A 23733-nucleotide genomic window follows, 5' to 3' on the forward strand; every position below is an offset into this window, starting at 1 on the left:
GCCGGGGGCGTTTTTTTATGCCTGCAATATCTGTAGTGACTGTGCGGGCCCCTTCGCGAGCAAGCCCGCTCCCACATTCGACCGCGTTTTTTCAGGATGAATGAGGTCAAGTGTGGGAGCGGGCTTGCCCGCGAAAGCGGTAGTTCAAGCAATAAAAAATCTGGATCAGAACTTGTCGAGGGTCTTGAACCTGGTCTCGCGCACCACTTCCTTCGGCTTGTACGCGCAATACCCCGGGCGCGGCCCGATTTTCGGGTGATTGCGGCAAGTATCCGGGCGCTTGTCATAAATAGTGCAGAAGCGGCTCTTACGATCCAGGTACAGGCAATCGTTGTTGCTCATGCGCTGCAGGGTGAAGATCTCGGATTTGGCGTTGAAGCGCTCGACGATGCCTTCCTTCTGCAAGCGCTTGGCGATGTTCTTCGGCGGGTCGCCACGCTCGAACTCATCGACGATGCCGATGCGGATCAGGTCCTTGATCTTCACCTCAACCGGCAGGGTGCAGCAGCTCGACACACAGCCGCCACACATATGGCTTGAGTATTTCTGCCAGGTCTCGAGACGGTCGAGTTCCGCGGCGGCGATCAGTTGAGGCTTCATCAGGTTTCCAAGAGGGGTGTTATCCGGCGCGGGATCATACCGGAACTGGTGGTTTTTTGAACAATATCTTCCAGCTTTCAGCTCGAAGGCTGTGCCGGGCCACAAACGGGCACGGCCCCTGCATCAAATTCCCGCAAAGGTGAATGAGTTAAAAAACTGCCGAACCAGAGCGTCTACCGTCTGTCAGACCGTCTAGGCTCTAGCAACTCCTTCTATCTCGCCCGAGGTCGCATCGATGTCTCAGGAACCGCTTGTACGAGAAGCAGAGGTAGCCGCATTTCGCGATGCCGTCTTGACCAAACTTACCTATGCGGTGGGCAAGGACCCCGATCACGCCTTCGACCACGATTGGTTTGAAGCCATCGCACTGGCCGCCCGCGACCACATGGTCGACCACTGGATGGACCACACGCGGCACATCTACCGCAAGGGACAGAAGCGGGTCTATTACCTCTCGCTGGAATTCCTGATCGGCCGTCTGCTCTACGACAGCCTGAGCAACCTTGGCTTGCTGGACGTGGCCCGTGAGGCCATGAGCGAGTTGGGTGTGGACATGGAGCGCATTCGCCTGCTGGAGCCCGACGCGGCCCTGGGCAACGGTGGCCTTGGCCGCCTGGCGGCCTGCTTCATGGAAAGCATGTCGACCCTGGGCATCGCCGGCCATGGCTATGGCATTCGGTATGAGCACGGGCTGTTTCGCCAGGCGATTGTCGATGGCTGGCAGCAGGAGCAAACCGAACGCTGGCTGGATTTCGGCAACCCCTGGGAGTTCGAGCGCGCCGAAGTGATCTACCCGATCGGCTTTGGCGGTGGTGTGGAAACCGTGCTGGATGCGTCCGGCAAGTCGATCCAGGTCTGGTCGCCGAATGAAACCGTACGCGCGGTGGCGTATGACACCCCGGTCGTCGGCTGGCGCGGCGCCAGCGTCAACACCCTGCGCCTGTGGCGCGCCCGGGCCGTCGAAGACCTGCACCTGGAGCGCTTCAACGCCGGTGACCACCTGGGCGCCGTCGCCGAAGTGGCCCGCGCCGAAAGCATCTCCCGAGTGCTTTACCCGGCCGACAGCACCGAAGCAGGGCAGGAGCTGCGCCTGCGCCAGGAGTACTTCTTCGTCTCCGCCTCGTTGCAGGATCTGCTGCGTCGCCACAAGAACATGCACGGCTCGGTATTGAGCCTGGGCGAGCATGCGGCCATCCAGCTCAACGACACTCACCCCTCGATCGCGGTGGCCGAGTTGATGCGTCAGTTGGTGGACCTGCACGACATCCCGTGGGATGCCGCCTGGGACGTCACCGTCGAAACCCTTTCGTACACCAACCACACCTTGCTCCCCGAGGCGTTGGAAACCTGGCCGGTCGGCCTGATGGAGCGCATGCTGCCGCGGCACATGCAGATCATCTACCTGATCAACGCCCAGCATATCGACTCGCTGCGGGCCAAGGGCATCCATGACTTCGACGTGCTGCGTGCCGTCTCGCTGATCGAAGAAGACAACGGTCGCCGCGTACGCATGGGCAACCTGGCGTTCCTCGGCTCCCACAGTGTCAACGGCGTATCCGGCCTGCACACGCAACTGATGCGCAGCACGGTGTTCTCCGAACTGCACAAGCTCTACCCGGACCGCATCAACAACAAAACCAACGGCATTACCTTCCGCCGCTGGCTGTACCAGGCCAACCCCAAGCTCACGGCGATGCTGGTGGAGGCACTGGGCCCGGACGTGCTGGATAACCCCGAACAGCGCCTGGCAGACCTGGAACCGTTTGCCGAGAAGCAAGCCTTTCGCAAGGCCTTCGCCGAACAGCGGCTGCACAGTAAGCGGGCACTGGCCGACATCATTCACGAGCGCCTGGGGATTTCGGTCAACCCGGCGGCGATGTTCGATGTGCAGGTCAAGCGGATCCACGAGTACAAGCGCCAGCTGCTGAACCTGATGCACACCGTCGCGCTGTACCAGGCGATCCGGGCCGAGCCGGGCACCGACTGGGTGCCGCGGGTGAAGATCTTCGCCGGCAAGGCCGCGGCCAGCTATCACCAGGCCAAGCTGATCATCAAGCTGACCAACGACATCGCCCGTACCGTCAACAACGACCCCACCGTGCGCGGGTTGCTCAAGGTGGTATTCCTGCCCAACTACAACGTCAGCCTGGCGGAAAGCATCATTCCGGCGGCCGACTTGTCGGAGCAGATTTCCACCGCCGGCTTTGAAGCCTCGGGCACCAGCAACATGAAATTCGGCCTCAACGGCGCGCTGACCATCGGCACCATGGACGGCGCCAACGTCGAGATGCACGAGCGCGTGGGTGCCGACCACATGTTCATCTTCGGCCTCAGCGCCCAGCAGGTGGAAGCGCGCAAACACGCGGGCGAATTCAACGCCGGGCCAGAGATCGCCGCGTCCCATCGCTTGAATGATGTGCTGCAAGCGATTCGTGGTGGGGTGTTCTCACCGGATGATCCGGGCCGTTATGCCGGGTTGGTGGATTCGCTGATCGACTACGACCGCTTCCTGGTCTGTGCCGACTTCGATTCCTACTGGGATGCCCAGGCGCGGGTCGAGGCCCATTGGCACGACTCCAAGGAATGGTGGCGTTCGGCGGTGCTCAATACCGCGCGCATGGGCTGGTTCTCGTCGGACCGGACCATCCGCGAATACGCGACGGAAATCTGGAAAGCGTTGGATTAGACACTGCAATAAAAAATGTGGGAGCGGGCTTGCTCGCGAAAGCGCAGCGTCAGTCGACAAATTTGTGACTGATCCACCGCCTTCGCGAGCAAGCCCGCTCCCACATGGGGTCCGTGTCGATATACTGAGCATCGCCTTTGCCCGCTTCGGGCTGCTTAGGGATATCGACCATGCAATGGATTTTCATGCTGATTGGCCTGGTGCTCGGCTGGACGCTCGATGAGTCGTTCAGTGATGCGGGCATTGGAGCGCTGCTCGGTTTGGGCATTGGCCAGGCGATTCGCCTGTCGATGCTCGCCTCGCGTACGGAGGAACAAGGCCGTCAGCTGGAGTCTGCCCGCAACGCCCTGAAAGTGGTCGAGCAACGCCTGGCCTTGCTGGAAAGGCCTGCCGCCGTTGAAACCCCCGGACCTGTGTTTGTCGAAGAGCCGCTGCCGGTAGCGGCGCCGCCTGAACTCGTCTGGGAATTACCCGCCGAACTGGAACCTGCCTACTCAAGTGTGGTGGCCGAACCCAGCCAGCCATTGCCGGCTGATGTGTGGCGGGCCGAACCGAGCGCGAAAATCCCTGAACAACCTGCCGCGCCTGCGGTGCCTCGCGGCCCCAACTTTATCGAGCGCGCAATCAGCGGTGCCCGCAACTGGCTGTTCGGTGGCAACACCGTGCTGCGGGTCGGCGTGGTGTTGTTGTTCCTCGGCCTGGCTTTCCTGCTGCGCTATGCCACTGAAGGCATGGTGGTGCCAATCGAGTTGCGTTACGCAGGTGTCGCCGGTTGCGCATTGACACTGCTGGGCCTGGGTTGGTGGCTGCGGCTGCGCAACAGTAATTACGGGTTGATGCTGCAGGGCACCGGCATTGCGGTGTTGTACCTCACGGTGTTCGCCGCGATGCGCCTGCACCCGCTGCTCGACCCCGGCGCGGCACTCGGCTTGCTGGTGGCGGTCACCGTTTTCTCGGCGATCCTGGCGATTACCCAGGACGCCCTCGGCCTGGCCTGCGCCGCCGCCCTCGGCGGTTTTGCGGCACCGATCCTCACGTCCACCGGCGCCGGCAACCATGTGGCGCTGTTCAGCTATTTCGCCCTGCTCAACGCAGGCATTCTCGCCATCGCCTGGTTCAAGGCCTGGCGCCTGCTCAATTTGATCGGTTTTGTCGGCACCTTCGGCATCGGCTTCGCCTGGGGCATGCGCTCCTATACACCGGAGCTGCTGTGGAGCACCGAGCCGTTCCTGATTCTATTTTTCCTGATGTACCTGGGCATCGGCCTGTTGTTCGCCCGGCGCAAGTTGCTGGAGATGCGCGACGCGCCGGACGATGACAGCCGTGGCGCGTTGCTGCGCTGGTCGGCGGCCAAGGGCGATTATGTCGACGGCAGCATGCTGTTCGGTCCGCCGCTGGTGGGCTTCGGTTTGCAGTTTGCGCTGGTGCAGCACCTGGAATTTGCCGCTGCGTTCAGCGCGCTGGCCCTGGGCATTATCTATATGGGCCTGGCTCGTTTGCTGAGTGGCGGGCGCGCCTTGCTGCTGGCGGAAACCTGCCTGGCGCTGGGTGTGATCTTCGCCAGCCTGGCGATTCCGTTGGGCCTCGACGCACGCTGGACCGCGGCGGCCTGGGCCGTGGAAGGCGCCGGGATTTTCTGGCTCGGCCTGCGTCAGCAGCGGCCTTTGGCACGGGCGTTTGGCTTGCTGTTGCAAGTCGGTTCGGCGCTGGCGTTCCTCAGCGAATTGCGGATTGGCGAGACCAGCCTGCTGGACGGTGCACCCTTGGGTGCGTTGTTGCTGGGGGCGGCCTTGCTGTTCAGTTTCGACCAATTGCGCAAGGCGCCGGTGGAGCACGCGGCGCAGTGGGAGCGTCGAGGTTTGCCGGTATTGGCCTGCGTCGGCCTGGGCTTCTTGTACCTGCTCGCACCGTTGCTGCTGTGGACCCAAGGCACGGCCATCAGTTGGGCGCTTGCCGGTCTTGCGACCTTGCTGGTGGGCCTGCGCATCGGCTCGCGTACGTTCCTCTTCACCGCGTTTGCCGTGCAACTGCTGGGTGGCGCGCTGTTCCTGCTGCGCCTGCAAGCGGGTGCTGATTCAGGCGCGGTGTTCAGTGCGGGCTGGAGCGGCTTGCTCACCGCATCGCTGATTGGCCTGGCATTGATCGGCGGCATGCTGCTGGCCGCGCGGGACACCCTGGTGCGCAGCGATGTGCGGTTGTTGCGTGGCCTGTCGGTGGTGTTGCTCGCCGGGTTGGTGCTGATCAACCTGGCGGTGCTGTTTGTGCTGCCGTGGGAGACCGCCAGCGGCGTGTGGGCGGCCAGTGGTTTGTTGATCATCTGGCTGAGCCTGTACCTGCAACAGCGCGTCAGTTTTGTCTTCGGGTTGTTGCTGCAAGTGATCGGCGGCGCTTCGTTCCTGATCGCGGTGCCGGACCTGCTCGGGCCGCTGACCAGCGAGGGTTTGCGTCCTTTGGGCCATAGCGGTTTCTGGACGCCAATGGTGCTCGGGCTGGCGGCGCTGGTCGGTGCCTGGCGCTTGCAGCGTCGACCTCACGCGCCGGTGTTCGAGGCGTTGAGTTTGCAGCGGCTGTCCGACGTGCTGCTGGCGTGGGGTGCGGGTTGGTGGACGCTGGCGTTGGTCAGCGAAGTGCTGCGGTTTGCACCATCGATGCTGCAAGGCACCTGGCTGTTGGCGGTAGCGGCGGTGAGTGTGGCGATCTGGGCGGTATTGGCCCTGAGGCTGCAATGGGCGTCGCTGGGCTTGCTGTGCACGCTGTTGATGCCGGCGGCGGGCGTGGTGTTGCTGGGCGCGTGGGGCTCGCGTTATCACCCGGCGGCGAACTTCGCCTGGCTGGCATGGGCAGCGGTGTTTGCGGTGCACTTCGTGTCGCTGCGACGCCTGGCTTCGGTCATTCCGGAGAAAGCCCTGAGCGCCGCGCATGTGCTTGGTTGCTGGCTGCTGATCGGCGTGCTGGCGCTGGAGCTGCGCTACGGCCTGTTGCTGCTGTCCGAGGAATACAACGCCTGGCGCTGGCTGGGCTGGGCGATCCTGCCGAGCCTATACCTGGTGCTGGCCGCCGCGCCACGCAGTTGGCCGTGGCCGGTGTCGGCGTACCCGCGCGAGTACCGGTTGTATGCCGCGTTGCCGCTGGCGGTGTTGATGCTCGGCTGGTTCTGGCTGGCGAATATCTTCAGCGACGGCACCGCCGAGCCGCTGCCGTATGTGCCGCTGCTCAACCCGCTGGATATTGGATTGCTATTCGCGCTGCTGGGTGTGTACCTGTGGTCCCGCAGTGCCGCACCGCAACGCGGGCCGCGCGCCGAACTGGTCGCCCAGGCGGTCTCCGGTGTCTCGTTGTTCGCCTTCTTCACTGCGCTGGTGATGCGCACGGCTCATCACTGGGGTGGCGTGCCGTTCCATCTGGATGCGTTGCTGGAGTCGATGCTGGTGCAGGCCGGGCTGTCGATAGTGTGGACCCTGATTGCCCTGAGCCTGATGATCGGCGGCCATCTGCGTCATCGGCGTGAGGTGTGGCTGATCGGTGCGGCATTGATTGCCGTGGTGGTGGCCAAATTGTTCTTCGTCGAATTGAGCAACCGTGGCGGGCTGGCGCGGATCGTATCGTTTATCGGTGTGGGCGGGCTGTTGCTGGTGGTGGGCTATTTCGCCCCGCTGCCCCCCAAGCGCTCCGAGCCGGTGGTTGAAACTGAAGGAGTGGCCTCTTGATGGGCAAGCTGAGTGTGGCGCTGTTGGGGTTGTGCACGACGTTATCGGCCTGGGCCCAGGAGACGCCCGCCGATTTCACCACGCGTGTGCCGCTGACGGTCAGTGGCGAAGGCCCGTGGTACCGCCTGGAACTGCCGCTGGCGGTGCAATTGAGCGCCCGCCAGGCCGACCTGGGTGATGTGCGGGTGTTCAACGCCGCTGGCGAGCCCCAGGCTTACGCACTGGCGCGGCAGTCGGCGCAAAGCACCGAAAGCCGCAGCCTGTCCAACGTGAAGTGGTTCCCGTTGTACGCTGCGGCTGACTCCTCCGAAGCCGTGCCCAGCGTGCGTGTGCAATCCACGTCCACCGGCACGCTGGTGCAAGTGCAGCCGCCGAGCCAACTGGAGGCCGGCGAAGAAGTGCTGCGCGGCTGGCTGCTCGATGCGAGTGCGATCAAGGCCCCGTTGCAGCAACTGATCCTCGACTGGACGAGCGAGCGCGACGGCTTCCAGCGTTTCAGCATCGAAGCCAGCGACGACTTGCAGCACTGGCGCGCCTGGGGCGAAGGGCAGGTGGCGCGGTTGTCGTTTGCCGATGAGCGCGTCGAGCAGCATGAAGTGAGTTTGCCGGGGCAGTCGGCGCGGTATCTGCGTCTGCTGTGGAAAGGCCAGGCGGCACCGGCGCTGACGTCGGCGCAGTTGGAGAGTGTCAGCGCCCACAGCCTGCCGTTGCCGCTGGTGTGGTCGCAGCCGTTGTCGGGCAGCCGGCTCAAGGCCGGGGAATACAGCTGGCAGTTGCCCAACGCACTGAACGTCGAACGCTTGCGAATCGACTTGAGCCAACCCAACAGCCTGGCGCCGGTCACCTTGTCGGGCCGCCGGGAAACTAATCAGGCCTGGCAACCCATGAGCAGCGGTTTGCTCTACCGGTTGACACAAAATGGCCAGGACGTTTTACAGAACGAACTGCAGTTGCCGGGCCAGGCTGTTGCGCAGCTCAAGCTCGACGTGGACGAGCGTGGGGGAGGCCTGGGCGTGGAGGCGCCGACCTTGAGCTTTGCGGTGCGGGCCACGCAGTTGGTGTTCCTGGCGCGGGGCGAGCCACCGTTCACCCTTGTGCTCGGCAATCCGTCGGTGAAAGGCGCGAACTTGCCGCTGTCGACCCTGATTCCGGACTACAGCGCCGAACGTCTCGCGGGGCTTGGGCAGGCCAAGGTGGCGGGCGAGGCGGTGGTGACATCGCCTGCGGTCGCGGCCCCGGTTGATGCCGGGCCGAACTGGAAAAAGCTCGGTCTTTGGGCCGTGCTGCTGCTCGGTGTGGCGGCGCTGGGCGCCATGGCCTACAGTTTGCTGCGCAAGCCGCCGGTGGCACGTTAAATAAAGTCCATGAACTCTATTGGGTTTAAATCCTCTGATAGGAGGAAATACGCCCCGACTCGCGTTAAACTGCGCGGGTTTTTAGCCCCCACTTTCCGGAGCCTTCCATGTCCCGCGTTACCCTGAGTCGCTATTTGATCGAGCAGACCCGCAGCAACAACACGCCTGCCGATCTGCGCTTCCTTATCGAAGTGGTGGCGCGTGCTTGCAAGGAAATCAGCCACGCCGTGTCCAAAGGCGCGCTGGGTGGTGTCCTGGGCAGCATGGGCACTGAAAACGTACAAGGCGAAGTGCAGAAGAAGCTTGACGTGATCTCCAACGAAATCCTGCTCGAAGCCAACGAGTGGGGCGGTCACCTGGCCGGCATGGCGTCCGAAGAAATGGACAATGCCTACCAGATCCCGGGCAAATACCCGAAAGGCGCGTACCTGCTGGTATTCGACCCACTGGACGGTTCGTCGAACATCGACATCAACGCGCCAGTCGGCACCATCTTCTCGGTACTGCGTTGCCCGAACGAATACCTGAGCCAGAACGAAGCCCTGAACGAAAAGGCCTTCCTGCAGCCGGGCACCGAGCAGGTAGCTGCCGGTTACGCGATCTACGGCCCACAGACCATGCTGGTGCTGACCCTGGGCGACGGCGTCAAGGGCTTCACCCTGGACCGCGAAATGGGCAGCTTCGTGCTCACCCACGAAGACATCACCATTCCTGCGTCCACCCAGGAATTTGCAATCAACATGTCCAACCAGCGTCACTGGGAAGAGCCGGTTACCCGCTATGTGGGTGAGTTGATGGCCGGCGAGGAAGGCCCGTTGAAGAAGAACTTCAACATGCGCTGGGTGGCTGCGATGGTTGCCGACGTGCACCGCATCCTGACCCGTGGTGGCCTGTTCATGTACCCACGCGACAGCCGCGAGCCGTCCAAGCCAGGCAAGCTGCGCCTGATGTACGAAGCCAACCCGATGTCGTTCCTGGTTGAGCAGGCGGGCGGTGCGTCCACCGACGGCCACCAGCGCATCCTCGACATCCAGCCTGAAGGCCTGCACCAGCGCGTGGCGGTGTTCCTGGGTTCGAAGGAAGAAGTTGAGCGTGTGACCGGCTACCACAAGGCGTAAGTCCTTGCGGTAAGCAAAAGCCCCGAAACGTTTCAGCGTTTTCGGGGCTTTTTTGTTTTCGCTCGTCGGGAACCAGACACCTCTTTTCCCTTCTAAGCTTCTGGCAGACCCCCAAGCTGCTTCGTCTCTCCAGGAGTTTTTCCATGTCGTTACGCCGTCTCGCCCTGTTGTCGTTTTGCGTGCTTCTGGCCGCTTGCAGCAAGGTCACTCAAGAAAATTACGCAAAACTGTCGGCCGGCATGCCAAAGGCCGAGGTGGAGTCGTTGTTGGGCAAGCCGACTGATTGTTCTGGCGCGCTGGGTATGTCCAGTTGCACCTGGGGCGATAAAAACAGCTTTATCAGCGTGCAATATGCCGGTGACAAAGTACTGATTTTTTCCGGGCAAGGCCTGAAGTAAACCGGGGCGAAAGCCTGCGGGAGAAAAACAACATGATGCGTTTCGTTCTATACCTCTGCGCCAGCCTGTTTTTGGCGGGCTGCGCCAGCCATTCTGGCGATGATCTGCAACCCAAGACTGTTGGCAGCGTCAACCTCAAGCGTTACCAGGGCACCTGGTATGAGTTGGCCCGTTTGCCGATGTACTTCCAGCGCAATTGTGCGCAGTCCGAAGCCCGCTACACGCTGTTGCCCGATGGCAACATGTCGGTGTTCAACCGCTGCCTGACCCCAGAGTGGAAGTGGCAGGAAGCCAAGGGCACCGCAACGCCGCAGGTCGCCGGCAAGACCGACAAACTGTGGGTCGAATTCAATAACTGGTTCACCTCGCTGTTGCCGGGCGTGGCCAAGGGCGATTACTGGGTGCTGTACGTCAGCGATGACTACAAGACCGCCATTGTCGGCAGCCCGAGCCGGCGCTACATGTGGTTGCTGTCGCGCACGCCGACGGTCAGCGCCGACACCCGCGAAGACCTCCTGAGCAGGGCGCGGCAGCAGGGGTATGACACCACGCGTTTGATCTGGCGTACGTCGGACAAGCAGATGGCGAAGACCTCGCAGTAATACGAAACAGCGCCAATCCAATGTGGGAGCGGGCTTGCTCGCGAAGGCGGTGTGACAGTCACCACATGTATTGACTGATCCACTGCTTTCGCGAGCAAGCCCGCTCCCACATTTGTTATGTGTCGTCTGTCAGCCCAGCAAATCCCGCAAGACCTGGGTAAACGCCCGGCTGCTGTCTTCTTCGGCGGCGTGATGCCCGTCGCGCACCACCCACTTCCCGTTGACCAGCACGTCGCGCACCTGGCGATCACCACCGGCAAACAACCAGCGATTGAGGATCCCGTCTTCGTTCGCTGTCGCCAGGTACGGATCGTTGCCGTCCAGCACCAGCCAGTCCGCACGCTTGCCAACTTCCAGGCGCCCAATCGGCTGCCCCAACGCTTCGGCACCGCCGTCCAGCGCGGCATCGAACAGCGTACGCCCAACCATCGGCTGATCGCTGCGATACAGCCGGTTGCGCCGCTGGTCCCGCAGCCGCTGCCCATATTCCAGCCAGCGCAATTCTTCCACCACGCTCAGTGATACATGGCTGTCGGAACCAATCCCCATGCGCCCGCCCTGGGCCAGGAAGTCCACCGCCGGGAAAATCCCGTCGCCCAGGTTGGCTTCAGTGGTCAGGCACAACCCGGCAATCGCCCGGCTCCTGGCCATCACCGTCACTTCTTCCGGATTGGCGTGGGTGGCGTGCACCAGGCACCAGCGCTGATCCACTTCAACATGGTCATACAACCATTGCAGCGGGCGCTGGCCGCTCCAGGCTAGGCAGTCGTCGACTTCCTTCTGCTGCTCGGCGATGTGGATATGCACCGGGCACGCCTTGTCGCTGGCGGCCAGCACTTCGCTGATCTGTTGCGGTGTGACGGCGCGCAGCGAGTGGAAACACAGGCCCAGCCGTTGTGCCGGTTGCGCGGCCAGAATCGGTTGCAGGCGTGATTGCTGGCTCAGGTAATTTTCGGTGCTGTTGATAAAGCGGCGCTGGCCTTCATTGGGTGCCTGGCCGCCGAAACCGGAGTGGCTGTAGAGCACCGGCAACAACGTCAGGCCGATACCGCTGCTGGCGGCCGCCTGGCTGATTTGCCGCGACAGCTCCGCAGGGTCGGCATAGGGCTGGCCGCTGACGTCGTGGTGCACGTAGTGAAATTCGGCCACCGAGGTGTAGCCGGCCTTGAGCATTTCGATATACAACTGGCGCGCGATGACCTGCAACTGGTCGGGGCGGATTTTGCCGACCATCCGATACATCAGGTCGCGCCAGGTCCAGAAACTGTCATTCGGGTTGCCGGCCACTTCCGCCAGCCCGGCCATCGCGCGCTGGAATGCGTGGGAATGCAGGTTCGGCATGCCCGCCAGCACGGGGCCCCTGAGCCGTTCGGCACCGTCTGCACTGGCGTTGGGCTCAACCTTGGTCAGCAGGCCATCGGCGCTGACTTCAAGACGTACATCGTTGGCCCATCCATTAGGCAGCAGCGCGCGTTCGGCAAAGAAAGCGGACATGATTCAGGCACCCCAGTCGTGTGTTTATTTGTATATACATATACAGACGTTTGCCTGCTCGGTAAACTCCGGCAAGCTATGCTTCTTTTTCACCTACAAGGATTTCCTGTGTCGACTCCGCCCGCCAAGTCTCCACTGGCTGCCCACATGGACGAAAGTCCGGCGCCCTTGTATGCCCGCGTCAAACAGATGATCAGCCAGCAGATTCTCAACGGCAACTGGCCGCCGCATTATCGCGTGCCTTCGGAGAGCGAACTGGTCAACCAGTTGGGCTTCAGCCGCATGACCATCAACCGCGCCCTGCGCGAGTTGACTGCCGAAGGCCTGCTGGTACGCATGCAAGGTGTGGGCACCTTTGTCGCCGAGCCCAAGAGCCAGTCGGCGCTGTTTGAAGTGCACAACATTGCCGATGAGATCGCCTCCCGCGGTCATCGCCATACGTGCAAGGTCATTACCCTCGGGGAAGAAGCCGCCGGTTCCGAGCGCGCCGTCGCGCTGGAAATGCGCGAAGGCGGGCGGGTGTTCCACTCGTTGATCGTGCACTACGAAAACGACATTCCGGTGCAAATCGAAGACCGTTTCGTCAACGCCCTGGTAGCACCGGAATACCTGCAGCAGGATTTCACCCAGCAAACGCCCTATGCCTACCTCAACCAGGTGGCGCCGCTGACCGAAGGCGAGCACGTGGTCGAGGCGATCCTGGCCGACGCCGACGAATGCAAGCTGCTGCAAATCGAAACCAGCGAGCCGTGCCTGCTGATTCGCCGCCGCACCTGGTCTGGCCGCCAACCGGTCACGGCCGCACGTTTGATCCACCCCGGTTCCCGTCATAGCCTGGAAGGACGTTTCAGTAAATGAGTTCGATGAAAGTCTGGCGCGCTACCGATTACATTCGCATGCCGTGGAAAAACGGTGGCGGCAGCACTGAAGAAATCACCCGTGACGCGGGGGAGGGCCTGGACGGTTTCGGCTGGCGCCTGTCGATTGCCGATATCGCCGAGTCGGGCGGGTTCTCCACCTTTGCCGGGTACCAGCGCATTATCACCGTGCTGCAAGGCTCGGGCATGGTGCTGACGGTGGATGGCGAGGAACAACTCGGGTTGTTACCGCTGCAGCCATTCCCGTTCAAGGGTGACAGCCAGGTGTCCTGCCGCTTGATCGGCGGGCCGATCCGCGATTTCAACCTCATCTATTCGCCGCAGCGCTATCAAGCGCGGTTGCAATGGATGGACGGCACGCAGCGTTTCTTCAGTGCCGCGCACACCGTGCTGGTGTTCAGCGTGGCCGATGAAGTGAAGGTGCTCGGTGAGCGGCTGAACCGTCACGACTGCCTGCAACTGGACGGTAACACCGGCCTGCTGGACGTCAGCGTGACTGGCCGTTGCTGCGTTATCGAATTGACTGCCGCCGCCTGAACAGGTGGGGGTTTCTTCCCCCACATTTTGTTTCCCTCTTCCCGCACCAACTTGTTACCGAACGCCCCAGCATGGCGCAAAGCCCTGCCTCGATGACAAGTCTCCCGCACTGTAAAAATCCCCCGTAAGAAAATTCATCATGCTGCGAAGCCTTGTTTTCCAAGGCTTCCACCCTCGTCCCGGAAAAATCTTCAAACCTTGCGCGCAAAGTTGGCCGCTTGATTGCATATGCTTGTATGTACAAGTAAAGATGTGTGCGTAAGAGTCCATGAACATCCTCTTCGCACCCATCAATGTTCGCGCATTGATCGTTGAGGATTTTTTTGTGACCAAGCCTACCCAATACCGTGACGTTGAAATCCGTGCCGCACGCGGCAACACGCTGACCGCCAAAAGCTGGCTGACTGAAGCGCCGCTGCGCATGTTGATGAACAATCTCGACCCGCAGGTTGCCGAAAATCCGAAAGAACTGGTGGTGTACGGCGGTATCGGCCGTGCGGCACGTAACTGGGAATGCTACGACAAGATCGTCGAAAGCCTGACCAACCTCAACGACGACGAAACCCTGCTGGTGCAATCCGGCAAACCCGTCGGCGTGTTCAAGACCCACAGCAACGCCCCGCGCGTGCTGATCGCCAACTCCAACCTGGTACCGCACTGGGCGAGCTGGGAGCATTTCAACGAACTGGATGCCAAGGGCCTGGCCATGTACGGCCAGATGACCGCCGGCAGCTGGATCTACATCGGCAGCCAGGGCATCGTGCAGGGCACCTACGAAACCTTCGTCGAAGCCGGTCGCCAGCACTACAACGATGACCTCAAGGGCCGTTGGGTCCTGACCGCCGGCCTCGGCGGCATGGGCGGCGCCCAGCCACTGGCCGCGACCCTGGCCGGTGCCTGCTCGCTGAACATCGAATGCCAGCAGGTCAGCATCGACTTCCGCCTGAGCAGCCGCTACGTCGACGAACAAGCCACCGACCTCGACGACGCCCTGGCGCGCATCGACAAATACACCAAGGCCGGCCAGGCGATCTCCATCGCGTTGCTGGGCAACGCCGCTGAAATCCTTCCGGAACTGGTCAAGCGTGGCGTGCGCCCGGACATGGTCACCGACCAGACCAGCGCCCACGACCCGCTCAACGGCTACCTGCCCGCCGGCTGGACCTGGGACGAATACCGCGCCCGCGCCAAGACCGAACCGGCCGAAGTGATCAAGGCCGCCAAGCAGTCGATGGCCGTGCACGTCAAGGCCATGCTCGAGTTCCAGAAACAAGGCATCCCGACGTTCGACTACGGCAACAACATCCGTCAGATGGCGCAAGAAGTGGGCGTGGAAAACGCCTTCGACTTCCCGGGTTTCGTCCCGGCCTACATCCGTCCGCTGTTCTGCCGTGGCATCGGCCCGTTCCGTTGGGCTGCGCTGTCGGGCGACCCGCAAGACATCTACAAGACCGACGCCAAAGTCAAAGAGCTGATCCCGGACGACGCGCACCTGCACAACTGGCTGGACATGGCCCGCGAGCGCATCAGCTTCCAGGGCCTGCCGGCGCGTATCTGCTGGGTTGGCCTGGGCCAGCGCGCCAAGCTCGGCCTGGCATTCAACGAAATGGTGCGCAGCGGCGAGCTGTCGGCACCCATCGTGATCGGCCGCGACCACCTGGACTCCGGCTCGGTGGCCAGCCCCAACCGTGAAACCGAATCGATGCAGGACGGCTCCGACGCCGTGTCCGACTGGCCACTGCTCAACGCCTTGCTCAACACCGCCAGCGGCGCGACCTGGGTTTCGTTGCACCACGGCGGCGGCGTCGGCATGGGCTTCTCCCAGCACTCGGGCATGGTGATTGTCTGCGACGGTACCGACGAAGCCGCCGAGCGTATCGCGCGCGTGCTGCACAACGACCCGGCGACCGGCGTGATGCGTCATGCGGATGCGGGCTACCAGATCGCCATCGACTGCGCCAAAGAGCAGGGCCTCAATCTCCCGATGATCAAATAACTAATGTGGGAGCGGGCTTGCTCGCGAATGCGGTGTATCAGTCACTGAAGTCGTTAGCTGACCCATCGCTTTCGCGAGCAAGCCCGCTCCCACATGTGATCTGCGTTTCACCCAAAAACAATCCATCAGAGGTTGAACATAAATGGCAGTAAAAGACGCTCGTGCAAGCACCACCCCGTTGATCGAAAGGCGTTCGATCGACTACATCCCGGAAGCGGAAAGACACGGCCGTCTATTGAGTCAGTTCACCCTGTGGTTGGGTGCCAACCTGCAAATCACTGCGATCGTCACCGGGGCCCTGGCCGTGGTGCTGGGCGGTGATGTGTTCTGGTCGTTGATCGGTCTGTTGATCGGTCAACTGCTGGGCGGTGGCGTCATGGCGTTGCATGCGGCGCAAGGCCCGCAACTGGGCTTGCCGCAGATGATCTCCAGCCGCGTGCAGTTCGGCGTGTATGGCGCGGTGATTCCCCTGGTGCTGGTGTGCCTGATGTACATCGGTTTTTCCGCCAGCGGCTCATTGCTGGCGGGGCAGGCGGTGGCGCAGTTGCTTCACGTTGAAGACTGGGTCGGCATCGTATTGTTCGCGGGGCTGATCATGGTATTCACGATCTTCGGCTACCGGGTGATCCACGGCATCGGTCGCATCGCCAGCGTGCTGGGGGTGGTTGCCTTCGTGTACTTGTTCTACAGGCTGCTGGCCGGTAACGACATCGGTGCGTTGCTGGGCAACAAGCATTTTTCCCTCAGCAGTTTCCTGCTGGCGATTTCCCTCTCGGCGTCCTGGCAGATTGCGTTCGGCCCGTATGTGGCGGACTACTCGCGCTACTTGCCGCGCAGCACGCAGGCCTCGAAAACCTTCTGGGCCGTGGGCCTCGGTTCGGTGATCGGCGCGCAGGCTTCGATGGTGTTCGGTGTGTTTGCGGCAGCCCTGGCAGGCTCGCAATTCGCTCACCACGAAGTGTCGTTTATCGTCGGCCTGGGCGGCACCGGGATCGTCGCGGCGCTGCTGTATTTCAGCATCGCCTTCGGCAAGGTCACCGTCACCACCCTCAACGCCTACGGCAGCTTCATGTCGATCGCGACAATCATCAGTGGTTTCCGTGGCAGCCGGCATATCGGCAGTGGCACGCGGCTGTTGTACATCTTCGTGATGGTGTCGATTGCCGCCGCGCTGGCGTTGCTGGGCAAGGACTCGTTCCTCAAGGATTTCTCCGCGTTCATCCTGTTCCTGCTGGCGTTTTTCACGCCCTGGAGTGCGATCAACCTGGTGGACTTCTACTGCATCACCAAAGAGCGCTATGACATCCCGGCCCTGTCCAACCCCAACGGTCGCTACGGTCGCTGGAACCTGATGGGCATCAGCATCTACGTGTTCGGCGTGCTGATTCAGATGCCGTTCATCTCGACGCATTTCTACACCGGCCCACTGGTCGCGAGCCTGGGCGACACCGATATCTCGTGGATCATCGGGCTGGTGGTGCCGGCGGCGTTGTACTACTGGGCTGCGAAAAAATGGCACAGCCCGATTCCTGAGCGCCTCGTGCTGCCCGATGTGCAGGGCGCCGCTGCTCAACCTGCTTAACCAGAACCCGGTACGCATGACAAACAGCGAATTGAAACAGCAAAACTGGCGAAAACTTTCCTCAAGGGACATCCTGAACTCTGGCACGCATGGTGAGCGACAACGCAGCCAAGAAAATCGACGCGGCCTTGTAGGTTGAGCGTTTCCGGTTGCCGCCACAGGCAACCGGGCGTCCGGCCACAATCCACTGGATCGAGAGCACACTATGTTTCCTGAGAGTTTTACGTTTTCCATCGCCGACTGGGTCAACAGTTGGGTCGATGCGCTGGTGACCAACTACGGCGATGTGTTCCGGCACATCTCCGATACGTTGCTGTGGGCCATCGTTAACCTGGAAGGTTTGCTGCGCGCAGCGCCCTGGTGGTTGATGTTGCTGATTGTCGGCGGTATTGCCTGGCATGCCACTCGCAAGTGGTTCACCACCGTCGTGATCGTCGGCCTGCTGTTTCTGGTGGGCGCGGTCGGGCTGTGGGACAAGCTGATGCAAACCCTGGCGCTGATGATGGTGGCCACGGTGATCTCGGTGCTGATCGGCATTCCCCTGGGGATTCTGTCGGCCCGCAGCAACCGCCTGCGTTCGGTGCTGATGCCGCTGCTGGACATCATGCAGACCATGCCCAGCTTCGTGTACCTGATCCCGGTGTTGATGCTGTTCGGCCTGGGCAAGGTCCCGGCGATTTTCGCCACGGTGATCTACGCCGCACCGCCGCTGATTCGTCTCACCGACCTGGGCATTCGCCAGGTGGACGGTGAAGTCATGGAAGCGATCAACGCCTTCGGTGCCAACCGCTGGCAGCAACTGTTCGGCGTGCAACTGCCGCTGGCCCTGCCGAGCATCATGGCCGGGATCAACCAGACCACCATGATGGCCCTGTCGATGGTGGTGATCGCTTCGATGATCGGCGCCCGTGGCCTGGGTGAAGATGTACTGGTGGGCATCCAGACCCTCAACGTTGGACGCGGCCTTGAAGCCGGTCTGGCGATCGTGATTCTTGCCGTGGTCATCGACCGCATTACGCAAGCCTATGGTCGTCCACGGCATGAGGCGAGCAAATGACTACTGTCAGCAAAATTGAAGTCAAAAACGTATTCAAGATTTTCGGCAACCGCTCCAAGGATGCACTGGCGTTGATTGGCCAGGGCAAGACCAAGGACGAGGTGCTGGCCGAGACTGGTTGCGTGGTGGGTGTGAACGACCTGTCCCTGAGCGTCGACACCGGTGAAATCTTCGTGATCATGGGGCTGTCGGGTTCCGGCAAGTCGACCCTGGTGCGTCACTTCAACCGGCTGATCGACCCTACCAGCGGTGCGATCCTGGTGGACGGTGAAGACATCCTGCAACTGGACATGGAAGCCTTGCGCCAATTCCGCCGGCACAAGATCAGCATGGTGTTCCAGAGCTTTGGCCTGCTGCCTCACAAGAGTGTGCTGGACAACGTTGCCTACGGCCTGAAAGTGCGTGGCGAAACCAGGCAAGTGTGCGCCGAGCGTGCGCTGCACTGGATCGAAACCGTGGGCCTCAAGGGCTATGAAAACAAATACCCGCATCAACTTTCCGGCGGCATGCGTCAGCGTGTAGGCCTGGCCCGGGCGCTGGCGGCCGACACCGACATCATCCTGATGGACGAGGCGTTCAGTGCGCTCGACCCGCTTATCCGTGCCGAGATGCAAGACCAGTTATTGGAGCTGCAAAAGACCCTGCACAAGACGATCGTGTTCATTACCCACGACCTCGATGAGGCGGTGCGCATCGGCAACCGCATTGCGATCCTCAAGGACGGCAAGCTGATCCAGGTCGGTACGCCCCGCGAGATTTTGCATTCACCGGCGGATGAGTACGTGAACCGGTTTGTCCAGCGGCGGGTGGCGGTGGTTTGATCCGATATTTGTGGTGGGTTGGCTGAGGCTATCGCAGGCAAGCCAGCTCCCACATTTGGAATGCGTTTCCCCTGTGGAAGCTGGCTCGCTTGCGATGAGGCCAGTGAAGCTGCACAACAATTGCGAATTTCATGAAGAGGTCAACGATGTCCCAGGCTGAAAAAATCATCATCGCCGACGCCCCGATGCGTTGGCAGGACGTGGTCGCCGTGGCTCGCCACGGTGCGATCCTCGAACTCTCGGGCCAGGCCTGGGCTCGCATCGACAATGCACAGGCCATCGTCCAGCGCATCGTCACCAGCGGCGAGCGCGCCTACGGCATCAACACCGGCCTGGGCGCCTTGTGCAACGTGTCGCTCAAGGACGAACAACTGAGCCGGCTGTCGCGCAATACCTTGCTCAGCCATGCCTGCGGCGTCGGTGCGCCACTGAGTGTGGAGCAAACCCGCGCGATCATTTGCGCGGCGATCATTAACTACAGCTACGGCAAATCCGGCTTGCATCCGCAGGTGGTGCATTCGCTGCTGGGGCTGCTCAACCATGGCATCACGCCGCAAGTGCCGTCCCAGGGGTCCGTGGGTTACCTGACCCACATGGCGCACATTGGCGTCGCCTTGCTCGGCGTCGGCGACGTCAGCTATCGGGGCCGTATCGTTCCCGCACAACAGGCGCTGGCTGAAGAAGGTTTGCAGCCCGTAGTGCTCGGCGCCAAGGACGGGCTGTGCCTGGTCAACGGCACGCCGTGCATGACCGGCCTCAGCAGCCTGGCCCTGGCCGATGCGCACCGCCTGCTGCAATGGGCCGATGTGATCGGTGCCATGAGCTTCGAAGGCCAGCGCGGCCAGATCGACGCCTTCGACGAAGAAATCATCGCGCTCAAGCCGCACCCGGGCATGCAGCAAGTGGGCATCAACCTGCGCGCGTTGCTGGACGGCAGCGAAGTGATCGCCAGCAGCAAAGGCATTCGTACCCAGGACGCCCTGAGCATCCGTTCGATTCCCCAGGTGCACGGCGCGGCCCGCGACCAACTGGAACACGCCACCCGGCAGATCGAAACCGAACTCAACGGTGCCACCGATAACCCGCTGGTGCTCGGCACGCCAGACAGCTACCGCGTGGTGTCCCAGGCCAATCCCCACGGGCAGTCCGTGGCCCTGGCGGCAGACATGCTGGCCATCGCCATGGCCGAAATCGGCTCCATCGCCGAGCGTCGCCTGGACCGTCTGATCAACCCGCACGTCAGTGGTTTGCCGGCGTTCCTGGTGAGCAACCCCGGGGTCAACTCCGGGATGATGATCGTGCAGTACGTCGCCGCCTCGCTGTGCGGGCAAAACCGCCAGTTGGCGCAACCGGCGGTGCTCGACAACTTCGTCACCTCGGGCCTGCAGGAAGACCACCTGAGCATGGGCACCAACGCCGCGCTGAAGCTGTATTCGGTGCTGGAAAACGTCACCCAGATCCTCGCCATCGAGTACTTGCTGGCGGCCCAGGCGTTCGAGTTCCTCCAGGAGCAACGCTTCGGCGCCGGCACCGATGCCGCCTGGCGTTTGCTGCGCGAACACGTCCCGGCCTACGACCAGGACCGCTGGCTGGCGCCAGACATCGCAGCCACCGCCGCGTTGCTCAAGGACGCCGATTTACTGCAACGCACGCTACCGAATTTGCACTGACCTTTTCCCAACAATAACCAGCGTGCCAAGCCGACTGATCCTCTAAAAGAGCACAGCGGCGGATAACGGAAGCATCCGGAGCGACTGGTAGTTAACAACACTCTCAAAAGGAGCATGAATGTGACTGCGCTAAACCTGATTCCAGGCCAACTGAGCCTTGCCCAACTGCGGGCCATCTACCAGCAGCCGGTAACCCTCAGTCTGGATGACAGCGCCTCGGCCCAGATCGAAGCCAGTGTCGCCTGTGTGGAGCAGATTCTCGCCGAGAACCGCACCGCCTACGGCATCAACACCGGTTTCGGCCTGCTGGCCTCGACCCGCATTGCCAGCGAAGACCTGGAAAACCTCCAGCGTTCCCTGGTGCTGTCCCACGCCGCCGGCGTCGGTGAGCCCATCAGCGATGCGCTGGTACGGCTGGTCATGGTGCTCAAGGTCAACAGCCTGAGCCGGGGCTTCTCCGGGATTCGCCGGCAGGTGATCGACGCGCTGATCGCCCTGATCAATGCCGAGGTCTACCCGCACATTCCACTGAAAGGTTCGGTGGGCGCCTCCGGTGACCTGGCGCCATTGGCCCACATGTCGCTGGTGCTGCTGGGCGAAGGCAAGGCCCGCTACAAAGGCGAATGGCTGGAAGCTACCGAAGCGCTGAAAGTTGCCGGCCTGGCGCCGCTGACCCTGGCGGCCAAGGAAGGCCTGGCGCTGCTCAACGGCACCCAGGTTTCCACCGCTTATGCATTGCGTGGGCTGTTCGAGGGCGAAGATCTGTTCGCCGGTGCCCTGGCCTGTGGCGCCCTGACGGTGGAAGCCGTGCTGGGTTCGCGCTCGCCGTTCGACGCACGCATTCACGCTGCCCGGGGCCAACGCGGCCAGATCGACTCTGCGGCCGCGTATCGCGCCCTGCTGGGTGAAAGCAGCGAAGTGTCGCAATCCCACGAGAACTGCGACAAGGTCCAGGACCCGTACTCCCTGCGTTGCCAGCCACAAGTCATGGGCGCCTGCCTGACCCAGTTCCGCCAGGCGGCCGAAGTGCTGGTGGTGGAAGCCAACGCTGTGTCGGATAACCCGCTGGTGTTTGCGGCTGAAGGTGACGTGATTTCCGGTGGCAACTTCCACGCCGAACCGGTGGCCATGGCGGCGGACAACATGGCGCTGGCCATCGCGGAAATCGGCTCCCTGAGCGAACGTCGCATCTCGTTGATGATGGACAAGCACATGTCGCAACTGCCGCCATTCCTGGTGGGCAATGGCGGTGTGAACTCCGGCTTTATGATCGCCCAGGTGACGGCGGCGGCATTGGCCAGCGAGAACAAGGCACTGGCGCATCCCCATAGCGTCGACAGCCTGCCGACGTCAGCCAACCAGGAAGACCACGTGTCGATGGCCCCGGCGGCGGGCAAGCGCCTGTGGGAAATGGCCGAGAACACCCGCGGTGTGCTGGCGGTGGAATGGTTGGCGGCTTGCCAGGGCCTGGACCTGCGCAATGGTTTGAAAACCTCGCCGGCGCTGGAAAAGGCGCGCGGGATCCTGCGCAGCAAAGTCGCGTTTTATGAGAAGGACCGCTTCTTTGCGCCGGACATCAATGCCGCCAGTGAGCTGCTGGCAACGCGTTGCCTGAACGAGCTGGTGCCGGCGAAATTGTTGCCGAGCCTCTAAGGACATCGAACCCCTCTTTGTGGCGAGGGAGCTTGCTCCCGCTGGGCTGCGTAGCGGCCCCAAAAGCTTGCCGGCGCTGCGCACCCGAGCGGGAGCAAGCTCCCTCGCCACAAAAAGATTGTTCGCACCGCTTCGAATTTTCTCAGGATAAAAATAATTAGGGACGAGAAATGCACTCGGAAAAAGGTTTAAAACGCGGGCTCTCCGCCCGACATATTCGCTTCATGGCCCTCGGTTCCGCGATCGGTACCGGGCTGTTCTACGGCTCCGCCTCCGCCATCCAGATGGCCGGCCCCGCCGTGCTCCTGGCCTACCTGATCGGCGGCGCCGCGGTGTTCATGGTCATGCGCGCCCTCGGCGAAATGGCCGTGCATAACCCGGTGTCCGGCTCCTTCGGCCAGTACGCCAGTACCTACCTGGGCCCGATGGCCGGCTTTATCCTCGGCTGGACCTACGCCTTTGAAATGATCATCGTCTGCCTCGCCGACGTCACCGCCTTCGGCATCTACATGGGCTTCTGGTTTCCCGAAGTCGCGCGCTGGGTCTGGGTGCTGGGCATCGTGTTGCTGATCGGCGGCCTGAACCTGTGCAACGTCAAAGTCTTTGGCGAAATGGAGTTCTGGCTGTCGCTGCTCAAGGTCGGTGCCATTGTCGCAATGATCCTCGGCGGCTTCGGCATCATGCTGTTCGGCATTCACTCGGCGGGCGAAGCACCCGCTACCGGCCTCAGCAACCTGTGGGCCCACGGTGGCTTCATGCCTAACGGCGTGGGTGGCTTGATCGCGTCCTTCGCGGTGGTGATGTTTGCGTTTGGCGGCATCGAAATCATCGGCATCACCGCCGGCGAAGCCAAGGACCCGCAGCGGGTGATCCCCAAGGCAATCAACGCCGTGCCGCTGCGTATCCTGCTGTTCTACGTGCTGACGTTGTTTGTGCTGATGGCGATCTACCCGTGGCCGCAGATCGGCAGCCAGGGCAGCCCGTTCGTGCAGATCTTCAGCAACCTGGGGATAGGCTCGGCGGCGACCATTCTTAACATTGTGGTGATCTCGGCCGCCGTCTCGGCCATCAACAGCGACATCTTCGGCGCCGGTCGCATGATGTATGGCCTGGCCCAGCAAGGGCAGGCGCCCAAGGGTTTTGCCCAACTGTCGAGCCAGGGCGTGCCGTGGATGACCGTAGTGGTGATGGGCGCCGCGTTGCTCGGCGGTGTGGTGCTCAATTACCTGATCCCGGAAAACGTGTTCCTGGTCATCGCCTCGATTGCGACCTTCGCCACGGTGTGGGTGTGGCTGATGATCCTGGTCACCCAGGTGGCCATGCGTCGCTCGATGACCAGGGAACAGATTGCCGAGCTGAAATTCCCGGTGCCGTTCTGGCCCTACGCGCCAGCGGCCGCCATCGTGTTCATGCTGTTCATCTTCGGCGTGCTGGGTTATTTCCCGGACACCCAGGCCGCTCTTATGGTCGGCGCCGTGTGGATCGTCTTGCTGATCGTCGCCTATCTGCTGTGGGTCAAGCCCGCCGCCGGGCAAACGGCCAAGGTCCACTACGACCCGGCTTTGTCTCATCGATAACC

General features: G+C 62.1%; 17 protein-coding genes and 1 pseudogene. 16 read left to right on the forward strand and 2 right to left on the reverse strand.

Annotation, left to right across the window (positions count from 1 at the left end; genetic code table 11):
* Positions 1–165: 165 nt before the first annotated feature.
* Positions 166–600: a YkgJ family cysteine cluster protein gene (locus AC3WKX_RS10155; RefSeq protein WP_003217996.1), complete on the reverse strand. Its 435-nt coding sequence runs from the start codon at positions 598–600 to the stop codon at positions 166–168.
* Positions 601–835: 235 nt separating this feature from the next.
* Here AC3WKX_RS10155 and AC3WKX_RS10160 point away from each other — a divergent pair, with 235 nt between their 5' ends.
* From AC3WKX_RS10160 to AC3WKX_RS10185, 6 genes are all read left to right on the forward strand, one after another.
* Complete coding sequence (locus AC3WKX_RS10160; protein WP_003217995.1) at positions 836–3286, forward strand: glycogen/starch/alpha-glucan phosphorylase; 2451 nt, start codon at positions 836–838, stop codon at positions 3284–3286.
* 170 nt (positions 3287–3456) lie between these two features.
* On the forward strand, positions 3457–6993 hold the full coding sequence (locus AC3WKX_RS10165; RefSeq protein WP_102604474.1) for a DUF2339 domain-containing protein: 3537 nt from the start codon (positions 3457–3459) through the stop codon (positions 6991–6993).
* Entirely contained in the window at positions 6993–8348 is a 1356-nt protein-coding gene (locus tag AC3WKX_RS10170) for a DUF3999 domain-containing protein (RefSeq protein ID WP_087693347.1), read from the forward strand. Before AC3WKX_RS10165 ends, AC3WKX_RS10170 begins: the two co-directional genes overlap by 1 nt.
* A gap of 107 nt (positions 8349–8455) precedes the next feature.
* Entirely contained in the window at positions 8456–9466 is a 1011-nt protein-coding gene (locus AC3WKX_RS10175; protein WP_003217989.1) for a class 1 fructose-bisphosphatase, read from the forward strand.
* A 143-nt stretch (positions 9467–9609) separates the two neighbouring features.
* The gene (locus tag AC3WKX_RS10180) at positions 9610–9864 is read left to right on the forward strand and encodes a hypothetical protein (RefSeq protein WP_003217986.1); all 255 of its coding nucleotides are present in this window, start codon (positions 9610–9612) and stop codon (positions 9862–9864) included.
* Between the two features lie 32 nt (positions 9865–9896).
* Entirely contained in the window at positions 9897–10466 is a 570-nt protein-coding gene (locus tag AC3WKX_RS10185; protein WP_003217984.1) for a lipocalin family protein, read from the forward strand.
* A gap of 129 nt (positions 10467–10595) precedes the next feature.
* On the opposite strand, the gene AC3WKX_RS10190 is transcribed toward AC3WKX_RS10185, so the two are convergent.
* Entirely contained in the window at positions 10596–11960 is a 1365-nt protein-coding gene (locus AC3WKX_RS10190) for a formimidoylglutamate deiminase (RefSeq protein ID WP_102604475.1), read from the reverse strand.
* A 78-nt stretch (positions 11961–12038) separates the two neighbouring features.
* Here AC3WKX_RS10190 and hutC point away from each other — a divergent pair, with 78 nt between their 5' ends.
* From hutC to AC3WKX_RS10240, 10 genes and pseudogenes are all read left to right on the forward strand, one after another.
* On the forward strand, positions 12039–12818 hold the full coding sequence (gene hutC / locus AC3WKX_RS10195) for a histidine utilization transcriptional repressor HutC (RefSeq protein ID WP_173406113.1): 780 nt from the start codon (positions 12039–12041) through the stop codon (positions 12816–12818).
* Complete coding sequence (locus tag AC3WKX_RS10200) at positions 12815–13375, forward strand: HutD/Ves family protein (protein WP_003217978.1); 561 nt, start codon at positions 12815–12817, stop codon at positions 13373–13375. The genes hutC and AC3WKX_RS10200 overlap by 4 nt, the downstream gene beginning before the upstream one ends.
* 325 nt (positions 13376–13700) lie before the next feature.
* Positions 13701–15371, forward strand: a complete 1671-nt coding sequence (gene hutU, locus AC3WKX_RS10205; RefSeq protein ID WP_102370210.1) for a urocanate hydratase — start codon at positions 13701–13703, stop codon at positions 15369–15371.
* 142 nt (positions 15372–15513) lie between these two features.
* Positions 15514–16953, forward strand: coding sequence for a purine-cytosine permease family protein (locus tag AC3WKX_RS10210; RefSeq protein WP_087692903.1), 1440 nt, complete (start codon positions 15514–15516; stop codon positions 16951–16953).
* Positions 16940–17087: pseudogene (locus AC3WKX_RS10215) on the forward strand (histidine ABC transporter substrate-binding protein); the annotation flags it as partial. The gene AC3WKX_RS10210 and the pseudogene AC3WKX_RS10215, both read left to right, overlap by 14 nt.
* 71 nt (positions 17088–17158) lie before the next feature.
* Entirely contained in the window at positions 17159–18010 is an 852-nt protein-coding gene (locus tag AC3WKX_RS10220) for an ABC transporter permease (RefSeq protein ID WP_003209260.1), read from the forward strand.
* A complete protein-coding gene (locus AC3WKX_RS10225) occupies positions 18007–18831 on the forward strand; it encodes a quaternary amine ABC transporter ATP-binding protein (RefSeq protein ID WP_008430269.1) in 825 nt (274 codons plus the stop codon). The genes AC3WKX_RS10220 and AC3WKX_RS10225 overlap by 4 nt, the downstream gene beginning before the upstream one ends.
* A gap of 146 nt (positions 18832–18977) precedes the next feature.
* The gene (gene hutH / locus AC3WKX_RS10230; protein WP_102605842.1) at positions 18978–20501 is read left to right on the forward strand and encodes a histidine ammonia-lyase; all 1524 of its coding nucleotides are present in this window, start codon (positions 18978–18980) and stop codon (positions 20499–20501) included.
* Between the two features lie 114 nt (positions 20502–20615).
* On the forward strand, positions 20616–22154 hold the full coding sequence (hutH, locus tag AC3WKX_RS10235; RefSeq protein WP_102605843.1) for a histidine ammonia-lyase: 1539 nt from the start codon (positions 20616–20618) through the stop codon (positions 22152–22154).
* Positions 22155–22324: 170 nt separating this feature from the next.
* Positions 22325–23731, forward strand: coding sequence for an amino acid permease (locus AC3WKX_RS10240; RefSeq protein WP_008430271.1), 1407 nt, complete (start codon positions 22325–22327; stop codon positions 23729–23731).
* The last annotated feature ends 2 nt before the right edge of the window (positions 23732–23733 follow it).

The sequence above is a fragment of the Pseudomonas sp. GP01-A4 genome, from assembly GCF_058780865.1.

Coding starts and splice junctions, on each gene's coding strand:
- AC3WKX_RS10225 (WP_008430269.1), top strand. CDS start 18,007: ATGACTACTGTCAGCAAAATTGAAGTCAAAAACGTATTCAAGATTTTC.
- AC3WKX_RS10170 (WP_087693347.1), top strand. CDS start 6,993: ATGGGCAAGCTGAGTGTGGCGCTGTTGGGGTTGTGCACGACGTTATCG.
- AC3WKX_RS10190 (WP_102604475.1), bottom strand. CDS start 11,960: ATGTCCGCTTTCTTTGCCGAACGCGCGCTGCTGCCTAATGGATGGGCC.
- AC3WKX_RS10210 (WP_087692903.1), top strand. CDS start 15,514: ATGGCAGTAAAAGACGCTCGTGCAAGCACCACCCCGTTGATCGAAAGG.
- hutH (WP_102605843.1), top strand. CDS start 20,616: ATGAATGTGACTGCGCTAAACCTGATTCCAGGCCAACTGAGCCTTGCC.
- hutC (WP_173406113.1), top strand. CDS start 12,039: ATGCTTCTTTTTCACCTACAAGGATTTCCTGTGTCGACTCCGCCCGCC.
- AC3WKX_RS10240 (WP_008430271.1), top strand. CDS start 22,325: ATGCACTCGGAAAAAGGTTTAAAACGCGGGCTCTCCGCCCGACATATT.
- AC3WKX_RS10155 (WP_003217996.1), bottom strand. CDS start 600: ATGAAGCCTCAACTGATCGCCGCCGCGGAACTCGACCGTCTCGAGACC.
- hutH (WP_102605842.1), top strand. CDS start 18,978: ATGTCCCAGGCTGAAAAAATCATCATCGCCGACGCCCCGATGCGTTGG.
- AC3WKX_RS10185 (WP_003217984.1), top strand. CDS start 9,897: ATGATGCGTTTCGTTCTATACCTCTGCGCCAGCCTGTTTTTGGCGGGC.
- AC3WKX_RS10220 (WP_003209260.1), top strand. CDS start 17,159: ATGTTTCCTGAGAGTTTTACGTTTTCCATCGCCGACTGGGTCAACAGT.
- AC3WKX_RS10180 (WP_003217986.1), top strand. CDS start 9,610: ATGTCGTTACGCCGTCTCGCCCTGTTGTCGTTTTGCGTGCTTCTGGCC.
- AC3WKX_RS10200 (WP_003217978.1), top strand. CDS start 12,815: ATGAGTTCGATGAAAGTCTGGCGCGCTACCGATTACATTCGCATGCCG.
- AC3WKX_RS10165 (WP_102604474.1), top strand. CDS start 3,457: ATGCAATGGATTTTCATGCTGATTGGCCTGGTGCTCGGCTGGACGCTC.
- AC3WKX_RS10160 (WP_003217995.1), top strand. CDS start 836: ATGTCTCAGGAACCGCTTGTACGAGAAGCAGAGGTAGCCGCATTTCGC.
- AC3WKX_RS10175 (WP_003217989.1), top strand. CDS start 8,456: ATGTCCCGCGTTACCCTGAGTCGCTATTTGATCGAGCAGACCCGCAGC.